The organism is Silvania sp. (assembly GCF_051656365.1).
GTDB classification, from domain to species: Bacteria; Pseudomonadota; Gammaproteobacteria; order Enterobacterales; family Enterobacteriaceae; genus Enterobacter; species Enterobacter hatchlandensis.
Genome location: NZ_JBOGBT010000094.1, coordinates 81,844 through 97,237 on the forward strand (window position 1 = coordinate 81,844; position 15,394 = coordinate 97,237).

Annotated in this window: 12 protein-coding genes; 11 read left to right on the forward strand and 1 reads right to left on the reverse strand. The window is 58.3% G+C overall.

Going from position 1 to position 15,394, the window contains the following annotated elements; translation table 11 throughout:
* The first annotated feature begins 65 nt into the window (after window positions 1-65).
* The 11 genes from ACRDD5_RS18415 (at window position 66) to yjiA (ending at window position 13,853) form a co-directional block, all read left to right on the forward strand.
* The gene (locus ACRDD5_RS18415; protein WP_438677602.1) at window positions 66-2,072 is read left to right on the forward strand and encodes a glycosyltransferase family 2 protein; all 2,007 of its coding nucleotides are present in this window, start codon (window positions 66-68) and stop codon (window positions 2,070-2,072) included.
* On the forward strand, window positions 2,060-3,082 hold the full coding sequence (locus ACRDD5_RS18420) for a glycosyltransferase family 1 protein (RefSeq protein ID WP_438677603.1): 1,023 nt from the start codon (window positions 2,060-2,062) through the stop codon (window positions 3,080-3,082). The genes ACRDD5_RS18415 and ACRDD5_RS18420 overlap by 13 nt, the downstream gene beginning before the upstream one ends.
* A 147-nt stretch (window positions 3,083-3,229) precedes the next feature.
* Window positions 3,230-4,315 (forward strand): dTDP-glucose 4,6-dehydratase, encoded by a 1,086-nt coding sequence (gene rfbB / locus ACRDD5_RS18425; protein WP_271283163.1) that lies wholly within the window; start codon window positions 3,230-3,232, stop codon window positions 4,313-4,315.
* Window positions 4,315-5,202, forward strand: coding sequence for a dTDP-4-dehydrorhamnose reductase (rfbD, locus tag ACRDD5_RS18430; protein WP_438677604.1), 888 nt, complete (start codon window positions 4,315-4,317; stop codon window positions 5,200-5,202). Before rfbB ends, rfbD begins: the two co-directional genes overlap by 1 nt.
* A 99-nt stretch (window positions 5,203-5,301) precedes the next feature.
* A complete protein-coding gene (gene rfbA / locus ACRDD5_RS18435) occupies window positions 5,302-6,174 on the forward strand; it encodes a glucose-1-phosphate thymidylyltransferase RfbA (protein ID WP_271283165.1) in 873 nt (290 codons plus the stop codon).
* A 50-nt stretch (window positions 6,175-6,224) separates the two neighbouring features.
* Window positions 6,225-6,776, forward strand: a complete 552-nt coding sequence (rfbC, locus tag ACRDD5_RS18440) for a dTDP-4-dehydrorhamnose 3,5-epimerase (protein WP_271283166.1) — start codon at window positions 6,225-6,227, stop codon at window positions 6,774-6,776.
* A 50-nt stretch (window positions 6,777-6,826) separates the two neighbouring features.
* Window positions 6,827-8,872, forward strand: a complete 2,046-nt coding sequence (locus ACRDD5_RS18445) for a capsular polysaccharide biosynthesis protein (RefSeq protein WP_438677605.1) — start codon at window positions 6,827-6,829, stop codon at window positions 8,870-8,872.
* 48 nt (window positions 8,873-8,920) lie between these two features.
* A complete protein-coding gene (locus ACRDD5_RS18450) occupies window positions 8,921-10,192 on the forward strand; it encodes a capsule biosynthesis protein (RefSeq protein ID WP_438677606.1) in 1,272 nt (423 codons plus the stop codon).
* Window positions 10,193-10,378: 186 nt separating this feature from the next.
* On the forward strand, window positions 10,379-12,532 hold the full coding sequence (locus ACRDD5_RS18455; protein WP_438677607.1) for a carbon starvation CstA family protein: 2,154 nt from the start codon (window positions 10,379-10,381) through the stop codon (window positions 12,530-12,532).
* 153 nt (window positions 12,533-12,685) lie between these two features.
* Complete coding sequence (locus tag ACRDD5_RS18460; protein ID WP_038155920.1) at window positions 12,686-12,889, forward strand: YbdD/YjiX family protein; 204 nt, start codon at window positions 12,686-12,688, stop codon at window positions 12,887-12,889.
* Window positions 12,890-12,899: 10 nt separating this feature from the next.
* Entirely contained in the window at window positions 12,900-13,853 is a 954-nt protein-coding gene (gene yjiA / locus ACRDD5_RS18465) for a GTPase (RefSeq protein WP_438677608.1), read from the forward strand.
* Between the two features lie 50 nt (window positions 13,854-13,903).
* Here the strand turns inward: yjiA and ACRDD5_RS18470 are convergent, their stop codons facing one another.
* Entirely contained in the window at window positions 13,904-15,274 is a 1,371-nt protein-coding gene (locus ACRDD5_RS18470) for an NAD-dependent succinate-semialdehyde dehydrogenase (protein ID WP_438677609.1), read from the reverse strand.
* Window positions 15,275-15,394: the final 120 nt, after the last annotated feature.

Here is a 15,394-nt window from a genome sequence, read left to right on the forward strand (position 1 = left end):
TTCTTCTTATCATTTTCGACAAACGCCAGGACGGGGTTGCCCCACTGTGGGCTGAAAATCTTCTTATGCAAAGCAATGGCCACTGGCAGCCTCTGACGCTGCCCGACTCATCGACATTACGCGCGGGCTGGTTTCTGATTCAGGGCACCCTGCGCGCCCGCCAGTCCCGGGGAGAAACCCGGCTACGCTGGCAGGGCCACCAGGGGAGCTGGCATGAACAGACTCTCCCGGTCACGCGTCGCGGCACGCTGCAGGAACTGGTCTGGCTGCCGATAGGCGTGAGCCAACTGGCGCTGCTCGCCAGCAGTGAAGGGGTGGAGTGCGAACTGGCGATCACCCGTTTTTCGCGGGTGTCGGCGGGTGAAAGCCGCTGGCGTCGCCTGCGCCGGGTGTGGCCTTTTTATCAGCGCCTGAGCGCACACAAACGCAAACGGCTGGGGCTGGCGTGGCACCTTTGGCTCACCGATTTACAGCAGGCTTACCAGCTGGTCGGCAAGATCCGCGACGACAGGCCGCTGCACGCCTACGAACACTGGCTGGCAAACTTTGATGCCGTGCAGCCTGGCGAACAGCGGATGATCGCCCGCCAGCTGGCCCGCTGGAAAAATCTGCCCCACGTCTGCCTGCATCTGGTCAACGGCACCGATGAGGCAGCACGCCAGCGCACCCTTGCCAGCATCACGGCCCTGCATTACCCGGCAAGTCATATCACCGTGGTGGAATCAGCCACTCAGCGGCCCGTTGGCGAATGGCAGTGGGCGATCCCCGCAGGGGCCGTGCTCGCACCGGCGGCGTTAGTGTGGCTGGCGCATCAGCTGCGCCAGACCCCGCAGGCCCAATGGGTCTATGGCGATCACGATCTGCTGGATGAAAAAGGCAAGCGCCACTCGCCTAACTTCAAGCCGGACTGGAATGAAACCCTGCTCCACAGCCAGAACTACATCGGCTGGTGCGGGCTATGGCGGGAACAGGGTCATCTCGACGTGCCAAACAACGCGTCCGAGTGCCACCACAGGTGGTTACAGCTGGCCCACCAGCACCAGGCAGACGAGATTGCGCACATCCCTGCCCTGTTGATGCACCTGCCGGAAACAGCGTTGCAGCAGGATGATTATCACACCCTGGCGGGTCAGTTTCCGCCGCTCCCGGCAGGGGTAACGCTAGAGCCCGCGCCGCACGGCATCTGCCGCTGGCGCTGGCCGCTGCCGGCAGAACTGCCGCGCGTCTCGGTTGTGATCCCCACCCGTAACGGGCTGGCGCATTTACGGCCCTGCATCGAGAGTCTGGTGCAGCAAACCCGTTACCCCGATCTTGAGATCCTGGTGATGGATAACCAGAGCGACGATCCCGAAACCCTGGCTTATCTCGCCCACATCACCCGTCAGTACGGGGTGCGGGTTATCGCCTGGGATCATCCGTTTAATTACTCGGCGATTAACAATGCAGCGGTACATGCGTCTACGGGCGAACTTATCTGCCTGCTGAACAACGACACCGAAGTGATGAACCCGGAATGGCTGGAAGAGATGGTCGCCCATCTGCTGCGACCTGGCGTTGGTGTGGTTGGCGCACGGCTGTTTTATGGCGATGGTCGGGTACAGCATGCAGGCGATGCCGTCGGGCCTGGGGGCTGCGCCGATCACCTGCATGCAGGCCTGTCTGCCGATGAACCCGGTTACCAGCGCAGGGCGGTAAGCGCTCAGGAGCTGTCTGCCGTCACAGCAGCCTGCCTGCTGACCCATCGCTCGCTGTTTATTAGCCTTAATGGGTTAGACGAGGTCAATCTGCCGGTGGCATTTAACGATGTGGATTATTGTCTGCGCGTTGGCGAAGCGGGCTGGCGCATCGTCTGGACCCCGTATGCCGAGCTTTACCACCATGAGTCGGTATCCCGCGGCAAAGACATTACCCCGCAGCAGCTGGCACGTGCGCAGGGCGAACTGAACTACATGAAAAAGCGCTGGGCGAAGCGGCTCCAGCATGATCCTGCCTACAATCCCAACCTGAGCTATGACCGACCCGATTTCTCGTTAAGTCATGCTCCTAATGTGGTGTTGCCATGGACGAACTGATCAGAAAGGCACTCTTTAAACCGTATCTGAAGTTGAACAAGCAAAGCGATAATCAGTCCGACAGCGGGTCTGAATGTCGCTCGCTACTGATTTTGCATGAAGGGAATTCCCCAACGCTGGCCTATTTTGAAGAGGCGATCAAAAGCCGTTTTCCCGAAGCCGAATGTCTGCTGGTGGATACGTTAACCACGCCAGCCATTACCGTTGATAAAGGCGCGGCGCTGGTGGTGATCCGCTTTATCTCGACGCTATGGCAGCGCGAGATTGCACGCAATATCGATGACCTCTCGCAGGTGGTCTATTTTATGGATGATGATCTGTTCGATCCCTCCGCGTTAGAGGCGTTACCTAAAGCCTACCGGACCAAAATCATCCGTCGCTCTGCGGCCCAGCACCGCTGGATCACCTCCCACTGCGATAACATCTGGGTCTCGACGCCGTATCTGGCAAACAAGTATGCGCACCTTAACCCCGACGTTGTGCCCGCAATGCCCACGTCCGGATTGCTTGAAGTGCGACGACCTGTAAAAATCGCCTACCACGGATCCAGTTCGCATCAGGCAGAGAAGTACTGGCTGCGAGAGGTGGTCGAAGGCGTACTGATGCAGTGCCCGCAGGCCAGTTTCGAGATCTTTGGCGAGCACGAGATCTACAAACTTTATCGCGATTTGCCCCGGGTCACAGTATTGCATCCAATGAGCTGGCAGAACTATCTCGATTATACCCGGCATCATCGGGTGGATATCGGGCTGGCGCCGTTGCTGGACTCAGCCTTTAATCTGGCAAGAGGCCCGGTAAAATTTTATGATTTTGTTCGTATGGGCGCGGTGGGGATTTACAGTAACTGCGCGCCGTACAGTGAATTTATCGAGCAAAATAGCAATGGTGTACTGCTGAGTAACGATCCGCAGAAGTGGATTGACGCATTGTCACTGTTAGTAAATTCCGATAAGCGGCGTCAGCAGCTGGCAAATAATGCCCGGGAATTCACTTACGCATTAATGAATTAAAACAGAACGGCACAGGGAAGCGTCAATTCTGAACGCGTTTCAGGCCTGGTATTCATATGTTGCCGGCAGCCAAACAATGCCTGAACGGATAAAAAAAGGTATTGTACGGGTGTTCCTATTAACCAATAAAAAAAGTCACTCTCACTTATGAAAATCTTAGTAACGGGCGGTGCCGGTTTCATCGGTTCTGCGGTGGTTCGCCACATTATTCGTGATACCCAGGATGCGGTGATCAACCTGGACAAGCTCACCTATGCAGGCAATCTGGAATCGCTCGCCGACGTCGCAGCAAGTGACCGTTATGCCTTTGAGCAAGTTGATATTTGTAACCGCGCTGAGCTGGATCGGGTCTTTGCCGCTCATCAGCCGGATGCGGTTATGCACCTCGCCGCCGAGAGCCATGTGGATCGCTCCATCACCGGCCCGGCCGATTTTATCGAGACCAACATCGTCGGCACCTATACGCTGCTCGAAGCCGCCCGCGCTTACTGGAGCGAGCTGGATGAAACCCGCAAGCAGGCGTTTCGTTTCCACCACATATCTACCGATGAAGTTTACGGCGACCTGCCGCACCCGGACGAGGTGAGCACCGGCGAAGCACTGCCGCTGTTTACGGAAACGACCCCGTATGCGCCAAGCAGCCCGTATTCCGCATCCAAAGCTTCCAGCGATCATCTGGTTCGCGCCTGGCGTCGCACCTACGGTCTGCCGACCATCGTGACCAACTGCTCCAACAACTACGGCCCGTATCACTTCCCGGAGAAGCTGATCCCGCTGGTTATTCTGAACGCGCTGGACGGCAAAGCGCTGCCAATCTACGGCAAAGGCGATCAGATCCGCGACTGGCTGTATGTTGAAGACCATGCCCGCGCCCTGTACACCGTAGTGACCACTGGCGTAATCGGCGAGACCTACAACATCGGCGGCCACAACGAGAAGCAAAACCTCGATGTGGTACACACCATCTGCGACCTGCTGGATGAGATCGTGCCAAAAGAAGGTTCTTACCGCGATCAGATCACTTACGTGACCGACCGCCCAGGCCACGACCGCCGCTATGCTATCGATGCCAGCAAAATGAGCCACGAGCTGAACTGGCAGCCGCAGGAGACCTTCGAGTCCGGCATCCGTAAAACCGTGCAGTGGTATCTGGATAACCAGCAGTGGGTGAACAACGTCAAAAGCGGCAGCTATCAGGACTGGATCGCGCAGAACTATCAGGGGCGTAAATAATGCATATTCTGCTGTTCGGAAAAAATGGCCAGGTCGGCTGGGAGCTGCAGCGTGCGCTGGCACCGCTGGGCCGCGTGACGGCGGTGGATTTTAACTCCACCGACTACTGCGGTGATTTCAGCAACCCGGCGGGCGTAGCCGAGACCGTGCGTCTGCTGAAGCCAGACGTAATCGTCAATGCCGCCGCGCATACCGCGGTCGACAAAGCTGAAACCGAGCGCGACTTTGCCGAGCTGCTTAACGCCACAAGCGTTGCCGCCATCGCCAAAGAAGCCGAAGCGCTGGGCGCGTGGCTGGTGCATTACTCCACCGACTACGTGTTCGATGGCAGCGGTGACAAAGCCTGGGTTGAAACTGACCAGACCGCTCCGCTGAACGTGTACGGTGAAACCAAGCTGGCGGGCGAACAGGCTGCCGCGCTCTGTTCCCGCCATCTGGTATTCCGTACCAGCTGGGTGTACGCCGCCCGTGGCGCGAACTTTGCCAAAACCATGCTGCGCTTTGGTAAAGAGCGCAGCGAGATGTCGGTCATCAACGATCAGTTTGGTGCGCCGACCGGGGCAGAACTGCTGGCCGACTGCACGGCCCATGCGATCCGCATCGCTCAGGATAAACCCGAGGTAGCAGGTCTTTATCACCTGATTGCCTCAGGAACTACCACCTGGTTCGACTATGCTCAACGTGTGTTCGCCACTGCGAAAGCGGCTGGCGTTGAGCTGGCCGTGACCCAGGTGAATGCTGTGCCGACCAGTGCATTCCCGACACCGGCAAAACGGCCGCATAACTCACGCCTTGATACCAGCAAGTTCCAGCGCACCTTCGGGATGACGCTGCCGGACTGGACGGTTGGCGTTGATCGTATGCTGACCGAGATCCTCGGGAAATAAGTGAAGAGCAAGGACCGCCTTGCTTTACCGACATGGACTAACGTCGAGGTGTGGCCGCGCCACCCTTCCCTGTAAATGCACACAGAAGAATGAAGCATCATGACTAAACGTAAAGGTATTATCCTGGCCGGTGGTTCCGGAACCCGTCTCTACCCCGTCACCATGGCCGTCAGCAAGCAACTGCTGCCGATTTATGACAAGCCGATGATCTACTACCCGCTGAGCACCCTGATGCTGGCGGGGATCCGCGACATCTTAATCATCAGCACCCCACAGGATACGCCGCGCTTTGAGCAACTGCTCGGCGACGGTAGCCAGTGGGGCCTGAACCTGCAGTACATCGTGCAGCCAAGCCCGGACGGCCTGGCGCAGGCCTTTATCCTCGGTGAAGAGTTCATCGGCGAAGACGACTGCGCGCTGGTGCTGGGCGATAACATTTTCTACGGTCACGACCTGCAAAAACAGCTGGTCGATGCTGCCGCTAAAACCGCGGGTGCCACCGTCTTTGCCTATCACGTGCACGATCCAGAGCGCTACGGCGTGGTGGAGTTCAACCACGAAGGCACCGCGATCTCGCTGGAAGAGAAGCCGCTGGAGCCGAAGAGCAACTACGCGGTTACCGGTCTCTACTTCTACGACAATCGCGTCGTAGAAATTGCCAAGAGCCTGAAGCCATCGCCACGCGGCGAGCTGGAGATCACTGACGTTAACCGCATCTACCTTGAGCAAGGGGATCTGTCGGTGGCGATGATGGGCCGTGGCTACGCCTGGCTGGATACCGGTACCCACGAGAGCCTGATTGAGGCCAGCAACTTTATTCAGACCATCGAAACCCGTCAGGGGCTGAAAGTGGCCTGTCCGGAAGAGATTGCCTACCGTCTGAAGTTTATCGATGCCGACCAGGTGCGCAAATTAGCCGCCCCGCTGGCGAAGAATGCTTACGGCCAGTATCTGCTGAAAATGCTTAAGTAATCACCGTTTACCTGGGGCGTCATGCCCCATTTATCAATCAGGCCGTAATCATGAATGTTATCCAGACCGCAATTCCCGACGTCTTTATTTTTGAGCCAAAAGTATTTGGCGATGACCGTGGTTTCTTCTTCGAGAGCTTTAACCACCAGCAGTTTGAAACCGCCATTGGCCGCAGTGTGACCTTTGTCCAGGACAACCACTCTAAGTCTTCTAAAGGCGTGTTGCGCGGTCTGCACTACCAGTTGGCACCTCATGCGCAGGGCAAACTGGTGCGCTGTGTCGCCGGTGAAGTGTTCGACGTGGCGGTGGATATCCGCAAAAGCTCCCCGACCTTTGGTCAGTGGGTAGGCGTGCATCTGTCTGGCGAAAACAAGCGCCAGCTGTGGATCCCGGAAGGCTTCGCCCACGGCTTTATGACCCTGAGCGACACCGCAGAATTCCTGTACAAAACCACCAACTACTACGCGCCGGAAAGTGACCGCGGCATCCGCTGGAACGACGAGACCATTGCTATCGCATGGCCAGAAATCGACAGCGAGATCCTCACTTCCGCCAAAGACAGCATTGCTAAATCCTTCCCGGACGCAGAGTACTTCAACTAAGTTCCACGCCCCGCAGCGACGCGGGGCGCTTTCTCCTGCACAGAGCAAAAATGAAATTTTATACAGGTTCAACAGGGATCCTGGGCAGAAGAGCGCAGATTGAACCGCTGCTTGGTCGCCCGCTGCATCTTTTCAAGACCGACATTCAGCTTGCCGACGACGATACCCTGGTTGGCTGGGGCCAAAAACCCAACACCCATAAAATCAAACAAAAAGCCCACGACCTCGGCCTGCCCTACTGGCAGCTGGAAGACGGTTTTATCGGCTATATCGGCCATCCCGCCCGTGCGGGACTGCCGGTCTCGCTGATTGCCGACCCGGTGGGTATTTATTACGACGCCCGCCAGCCGAGCCAGCTTGAACAGCTGATTGCCGTGCCCTGCAACACCGCGATGCTGGCGCGCGCCGAATCGCTGATTAATGAACTGCTGCGCCTGGGCATCACCAAATACAACTGCTACGCCGCAGGCAGCGGCGTGCCAGATGCGCTGGCGACCCGCCTGCACAATGACCCGCGCCCTAACGTGTTGCTGATCGACCAGGTGGCAGGGGATATGTCCATTCCCGGCGCGCTGGCCACGGAAGACGATTTTATCGCGATGGTGGCCGCCGCCCGGCGCGACCATCCCGGTGCCCGCCTGCTGCTGCGCACCCACCCGGACACGCGGCTCGGTAAGAAAAACGGCGTGCTGGCGCGTCTGGAACTGGACGATGTCGAAGTGGTCGCCGATCACTGCCATCCCCACGCCCTGCTGAATGAAGTTGAGGCGGTCTACACCGTCTCCTCGCAGATGGGTTTTGAAGCCCTGCTGCTGGGCAAAGCGGTGCACTGCTTCGGGATGCCGTTTTATGCCGGCTGGGGGCTGACACAGGACAGCAAAACCTGCGCGCGACGCGAGGCGCAGGTCAGCGTTGCGCAGTTAGTCGCCGCAGCATTGATTCTGTATCCCCGCTATCTGGATCCGGTGCTCGGCCAGCGCTGCGAAGTGGAAGAGGTGCTGGCGATTATTGCCCGCCAGCAGCACCCTGCCCCGCGCTATCGCCGCCTGTACCTGGTGGGATTCTCGCTGTGGAAGCGCGCCTTTATGCATGCCTTCTGCCACCCATTGGCCACCGAGCTGTGCTTTGTGCGCACTCCGCCCGCACGGCTTGCGGCAGACGAACAGGTGCTGGTGTGGGGCGCGCGCCATCCGGAACTGACCAACGCGATTCGGGTGGAAGACGGTTTTATCCGTTCGCGAGGGCTGGGATCTAACCTGTGCCGTCCGTCTTCGTTATCGATCGATCCGGTGGGGATCTATTTTGACAGTCGTCAGCCGAGCAGGCTCGAGCAGCAGCTCAACGCCCTGCCGCTGACCCACGACGTGCTGGCACGGGGTGCCGCGCTGGTGGAACTGCTCCAGCAGCACGGCGTCAGCAAGTACAACGTCGGCACCGCCCAGCAGTTTACGCCGCCTGACGATGGTCGCCCGCTGGTGCTGGTGGTGGGCCAGGTTGACGGCGATGCCTCGATCCTGACCGGCAGCCCGGTGATTCGCAGCAACGAGCAGCTGCTGTGGGCAGTGCGCGAGGCCAGACCGGAAGCGCATATCCTGTTTAAACCGCATCCGGATGTGGTGGCGGGTAACCGGGCCGGGGCGATCTCCGCCGCCTGTCTGGCGCAATGCGTCGACAGCCAGGTGCTGGATCTCGGCCTCACCAGCCTCTATCCGCACGTGGACGAACTGCACACCATGACCTCGCTCAGTGGCTTCGAGGCGCTGGTCCAGGGCGTGAAGGTCACCACCTGGGGCCAGCCGTTCTACAGCGGCTGGGGACTGACCGAAGATCGTCATCCCGCGCCTCGTCGGGAACGTACCTTGCCGCTGGCGGCGCTGGTGTATATGACGCTGGTTGCCTATCCGCTGTATATCGACTGGCAAAGCGGCCTGTGGATGAGCCCGGAGCAGCTGATCCGCCAGCTGGCAGGGCAAAAAAAAGCCTCATCGCAAAAATCGAGCCGCTGGCAGCGCTGGCAAATCAAGCTGAGCTATCTCGCACAGACTCTGCAGCCCCGCGCCTCTTTGTCCCGCTTCATTAAAGAAAGACGTCATTAAAGCCGCTTACTGATTTGATTTATCAACGGAACCGATCTGGGAAACACAATGGACGAGCAAGCTATCCGCCACTTATTGAATGGCCGTCGATATCTGTTATTACAAGGACCTATGGGCCCCTGTTTTTCGCGTCTGGCTGCCTGGCTGCAGAACAGCCGTCGCGAGGTCAAGCAGGTCTGCTTTAATGCCGGGGACTCATGGTATGCCGCGAAAGAGACCGCGCTGCACTACACCGGCTCCGTGAAGAATTTTGCCTTCTGGCTGCGCGAATTACACAAAACCTACCCCTTCGACACCATCGTCTGTTTTGGTGACTGCCGTCCAATGCACATCGAAGCGAAAAAGTGGGCGCGCAGCAAAGCCATCGATTTCCTCGCGTTTGAGGAGGGCTATTTCCGCCCGTTCTACATCACCCTGGAAAAAGGGGGGGTGAACGCCTTCTCCTCAATGCCCATCGATGCGAAGTATTATCGCGACCAGCCGCTGCCCGAGGTGAAAACGCCGACGCCATGGAAACCGAGCTCCTTTAACCGTGCCGCCCATGCCATGCTCTATTACGCGGCGGGCTGGTTTGGTCGCCATCGCTACCGGGGCTACCGTCACCATAAGTCGTTCTCCCCGTGGTACGAGATGCAATGCTGGTTCCGTGCCGGTCGCCGTAAGCTGTGGTACCGCTGGCAGCAGCGCCATATGCTGAGCCATATCACCGGCACGCTGGATAACGAATATTACCTGGCGATTTTGCAGGTCTACAACGACAGCCAGATTATTCATCACAGCCCGTACAAAGACGTGCGTGAATATATCGAAACCGTGATCCGCTCATTTGCCCGCCATGCGCCGAAAGAGCGGCACCTGGTGTTTAAGCATCACCCGATGGATCGTGGTCACCGCTATTACGGCACCTTAATTAACACCCTGACCGAGAAATACGGCATTACGGGGCGGGTTATTTATGTACACGATGTGAACCTGCCCGCGCTGCTGACCCATACCCGGGCGGTGATTACCGTAAACAGCACCGCAGGCCTGTCGGCGCTGATCCACAACAAGCCGCTGATGGTGATGGGCAAAGCGCTGTACGACATCGAAGGGCTCACCTGGCAGGGTCCGCTAACTCAGTTCTGGCAGACTGACTTCACCCCGGATAAAAAACTGTTCCAGCGTTTTCGCGCTCATCTGCTGCACGACACCCAGATCAACGCCGTGTTTTACGGTAAGTCCGACTGGCTCGATACCCCTTACACCCTGTCGACGCCGGAAACCGTGGTCGAACAGGAGCCGCAGCCCGCCCCTGAGACCGTGACCTCAATCACATAAAATCCCCTGATGGCGGCGAGCCTGAACCACTCGCCGTCGCTGTTGACCGTTCATCCCGCCATATAACCTCTCACAGATTTACCTTCCTTTACGCGCGCGCCACTCTGGCAAGATCGCCTCAGCATTAATCAACATTTCTCACACCGAACCCTGACCCTTTTACCCGTTAAAAAACCAGGTTTTATTATGGATATGAAAAAACTTCTTAAACATGCTCCCTGGGCCCTTATAGGGATCCTCGGCGCATTTTGCCTCTCGGTAGTGGCCCTGCGCCGCGGTGAGCACGTCAGTGCCCTGTGGATCGTCGTGGCTTCCGTATCGGTTTATCTGGTGGCGTACCGCTACTACAGTCTCTATATCGCCCAGAAGGTCATGAAGCTTGACCCGACGCGCGCCACCCCGGCGGTCATTAACAATGACGGCCTGAACTACGTTCCGACCAACCGCTACGTGCTGTTTGGTCACCACTTTGCGGCAATTGCCGGTGCTGGCCCGTTGGTGGGACCGGTGCTGGCGGCGCAGATGGGCTACCTGCCGGGTACCCTGTGGCTGCTCGCAGGCGTGGTGCTGGCGGGTGCAGTGCAGGACTTTATGGTGCTGTTTATCTCTTCCCGTCGTAACGGCGCCTCTCTGGGTGAGATGATCAAAGAAGAGATGGGCCGCGTGCCGGGCACCATCGCCCTGTTTGGCTGCTTCCTGATCATGATAATCATCCTGGCGGTGCTGGCCCTGATCGTGGTGAAAGCGCTGGCTGAAAGTCCGTGGGGCGTGTTCACTGTCTGCTCGACGGTGCCGATTGCGCTGTTTATGGGCATCTATATGCGCTTCCTGCGGCCGGGCCGCGTGGGCGAAGTGTCGGTGATTGGTATTGTGCTGCTGGTGGCCTCCATTTACTTTGGCGGCATCATCGCCCACGACCCGTACTGGGGCCCGGCGCTGACCTTTAAAGACACCACCATCACCTTTGCGCTGATTGGCTATGCCTTTATCTCCGCCCTGCTGCCAGTGTGGCTGATTCTGGCCCCGCGTGATTACCTGGCGACCTTCCTGAAAATCGGCGTGATCGTCGGTCTGGCGATCGGCATCGTGATCATCAACCCGGAACTGAAAATGCCTGCGGTGACGCAGTACATTGACGGCACCGGACCGCTGTGGAAAGGCGCGATGTTCCCGTTCCTGTTCATCACCATCGCCTGTGGCGCGGTGTCTGGCTTCCATGCCCTGATCGCCTCCGGCACCACGCCGAAGCTGATGGCAAACGAAACCGACGCCCGCTTCATTGGTTATGGCGCGATGCTGATGGAATCCTTCGTGGCGATCATGGCCCTGGTGGCAGCGTCCATCATCGAGCCGGGTCTGTACTTCGCAATGAACACTCCACCGGCGGGTCTGGGCATTACCATGCCGAACCTGCACGAAATGGGTGGCGACAATGCGGCGCTGATCATGGCGCAGCTGAAAGACGTCAGCACCCACGCGGCAGCGACCGTCAGCTCCTGGGGCTTTGTGATCTCACCTGAGCAGATCATGCAGACCGCCAAAGACATCGGCGAACCCTCGGTTCTGAACCGTGCCGGTGGCGCACCGACCCTCGCGGTAGGTATCGCCCACGTGTTCCACAAAGTGCTGCCGATGGCCGACATGGGCTTCTGGTATCACTTCGGGATCCTGTTCGAAGCGCTGTTTATCCTGACCGCGCTGGATGCCGGTACCCGTGCGGGTCGCTTTATGCTGCAGGATCTGCTGGGTAACTTCGTGCCATTCCTGAAAAAAACCGATTCACTGGTCGCCGGGATTCTGGGCACCGCGGGCTGCGTTGGGCTGTGGGGCTACCTGCTGTATCAGGGCGTGGTTGACCCGCTGGGCGGCGTGAAGAGCCTGTGGCCGCTGTTCGGTATCTCTAACCAGATGCTGGCGGCTGTGGCGCTGGTGCTCGGCACCGTGGTGCTGATCAAGATGAAGCGCACCAAATACATCTGGGTGACCGTGGTGCCTGCTCTGTGGCTGCTGCTCTGCACCACCTGGGCGTTGGGTCTGAAGCTGTTCAGCACCAACCCGCAGCTGGAAGGGTTCTTCTATATGGCGAGCCAGTACAAAGCGAAGATTGCCGCAGACTCGGGTGAACTGACCGCGCAGCAGATTGCCAACATGAACCATATCGTGGTGAACAACTACACCAACGCCGCGTTAAGCATTCTGTTCCTGGTGGTGGTGTACAGCATTATCTTCTACGGGGTCAAAACCTGGATCGCCGTGCGTAACGCCGACGGTCGTACCGATAACGAAACGCCATACGTTCCGGTACCGGAAGGCGGCGTGAAGACCTCTTCACACCATTAATCCTACCCCTCACCCTAACCCTCTCCCCAAAGGGGAGAGGGAACCGTACGGCGCGGTCTTTCCCCCTCGCCCCTTTGGGGAGAGGGCCGGGGTGAGGGGAAACACAAGCCCGGCGGACTGACGTTCCCGGGCTTTTTATATCTGGATGACATAATGTTTGGTAACTTAGGCGAAGCAAAAAAATACCTCGGTCAGGCGGCGAAAATGCTGATTGGCATTCCGGACTATGACAACTACGTTGAACATATGAAGACCAACCATCCGGATAAACCGTACATGACCTACAGCGAATTCTTCCGCGAGCGCCAGGAAGCGCGCTACGGCGGAAGTGGAGAAGGCGGCGTGCGCTGCTGCTAAAGGAGAGACCATGACACCGATTGCAGTTACCCTACTTACCGGCTTTCTTGGCGCGGGCAAAACCACCCTGCTGCGCCATATCCTCAACGAACAGCACGGCTTTAAAATCGCGGTCATTGAGAACGAGTTCGGTGAAGTGTCCGTTGACGATCAGCTGATTGGCGATCGCGCCACCCAGATCAAAACGTTGACCAACGGCTGCATCTGCTGCACCCGCTCCAGCGAGCTGGAAGACGCCCTGCTCGACCTGCTCGACAGCCGCGATCGCGGCGATATCGCTTTCGACCGCCTGATAATCGAATGCACCGGTATGGCCGACCCCGGCCCGATTATTCAGACCTTTTTCTCCCACGAGATCCTCTGCCAGCGCTACCTGTTGGACGGGGTGATCGCCCTGGTCGACGCGGTTCACGCCGATGAGCAGATGAACCAGTTCACCATTGCCCAGTCGCAGGTAGGCTACGCCGACCGCATTCTGCTAACCAAAACCGACGTGGCGGGCGATAGCGAAAAGCTGCGCGAACGCCTGACGCGGATCAACGCCCGCGCGCCGATTTACACCGTCACGCATGGCGATATCGACCTGACGCAGCTGTTTAACACCAACGGCTTTATGCTGGAAGAGAACGTCACCGCGAAACCGCGCTTTCACTTTATGGCCGACAAGCAAAACGACGTCTCGTCGATTGTGGTCGAGCTGGATTATCCGGTGGACATCAGCGACGTGTCGCGCGTGATGGAGAACCTGCTGCTGTCGTTTGCCGACAAACTGCTGCGCTACAAAGGGATGCTATGGATCGACGGTGAGCCGAACCGCCTGCTGTTCCAGGGCGTACAGCGCCTGTACAGCGCCGACTGGGACCGCCCGTGGGGCGATGAAACGCCGCACAGTGTGATGGTGTTTATCGGTATCCAGCTGCCGGAAGAGGAGATCAGGGCGGGGTTTGCGGGGTTACGTAAATAAGCCCGCGGACGGTTCCCTCTCCCGCTGGGAGAGGGCATCAGGCCGCATAATTAGCGGCGGATCACCACCAGCTTCTGGTTCACAAACTCTTTGATCCCCAGGTCCGACAGCTCGCGTCCGTAGCCGGAGCGCTTAACGCCACCGAACGGCAGCTCGGCTGCGGTATCGGTCAGCCAGTTGATCCACACCATCCCGGTTTCGATGTTCGACGCCATCTTTTTGGCGCGTTCAATATCTTTGCTGAACACCGCGCCGCCCAGACCGTAGTGCGAGTCGTTGGCCAGTTTCACCGCCTCTTCATCGTTTTTCACCACGTAGACCTGCGCCACCGGGCCGAAGAACTCTTCGAAATACGCCGGGTTATCGCGGGTGATGTTGGTCAAAATCGTCGGCTCAAAGAAGCTGCCCTCACGCGCGACCGGCTTGCCGCCGTAATGCAGCGTCGCCCCGTTTTTCACCGCCTCGTTAACCTGTTTGGTCAGGGTCTCCAGCGCGTCTTTCGATGACAGTGGCCCCAATGTGGTGCTCGCATCCAGCGGATCGCCGATCTTCACCTGTTTGAAGGCCTCGGTATATTTCGTCAGGAACTGCTCAGCCACTTTTTCATGCACGATAAAACGCTTGGCGGCGGTACAGACCTGCCCGGCGTTGGCGAGCCGCGCGTTAACGCCGATTTTTACGGCCTTCTCCAGATCCGCATCGTCCAGCACCACGAACACATCGTTACCGCCCAGTTCGAGGGTCGATTTTTTGATGTGCTTCGCGGCCTGCGCGGCCACCACGCTACCGGCTTTCTCGGATCCGGTCAGGGCAGCACCCTGCACGCGCGGGTCGGCGATGATCCTGGCCACCTGATCCTGAGAGATAAACAGGTTAGTCCATGCCCCTTCCGGCGCACCGGCTTCGCGCACCAGATGGGCGAAAGTCTCTGCACAGTGCGGCACGATGCTGGCATGTTTAGCGAGAACCGGGTTACCCGCCGCCAGGTTCGGAGCCAGCACGCGCATCAGCTGATAATAGGGGAAGTTCCACGGCTCAACCGCCATCACCACGCCGATGGGATGATGCTCGACCCAGGCTTCGCCGAGTTCGGAGGGGTATTTTACCGGGGCAAGGTGCTGCTTCGCGTTATCGGCATAGTAGCGAGCGATCTGCGCGCAGAGTTTCACTTCGGCACGGCTCTGCTCGATGAGTTTCCCCATCTCCACGCTGGCAATTTTCGCCAATTCTTCGCTACGGGAGTCAATCAGATCCGCCAGCTTGTGCAGCACCGGCAGCCGTTTGTCGATGCTGCCTTTCGCCCAGTCGGAGTGATAGAGCGCATCGGCTGTTTTCAGCGCCGCCTCGACATCAGCATCAGTATGAGAAGGATATTCTTTGATGAGTTTGTTGTTAGCAGGATTCACTGTCTGATAGGCCATTATTGCCTCCTTTTTGACTACACAGGCTATTAAGGGTAGTCAACATGGCCGGGTATGAAGGTAAAGTTGGGTATACAGGCTGTAGTGAGGACCACTATCAGACTTTTCCGCCGCCCCATG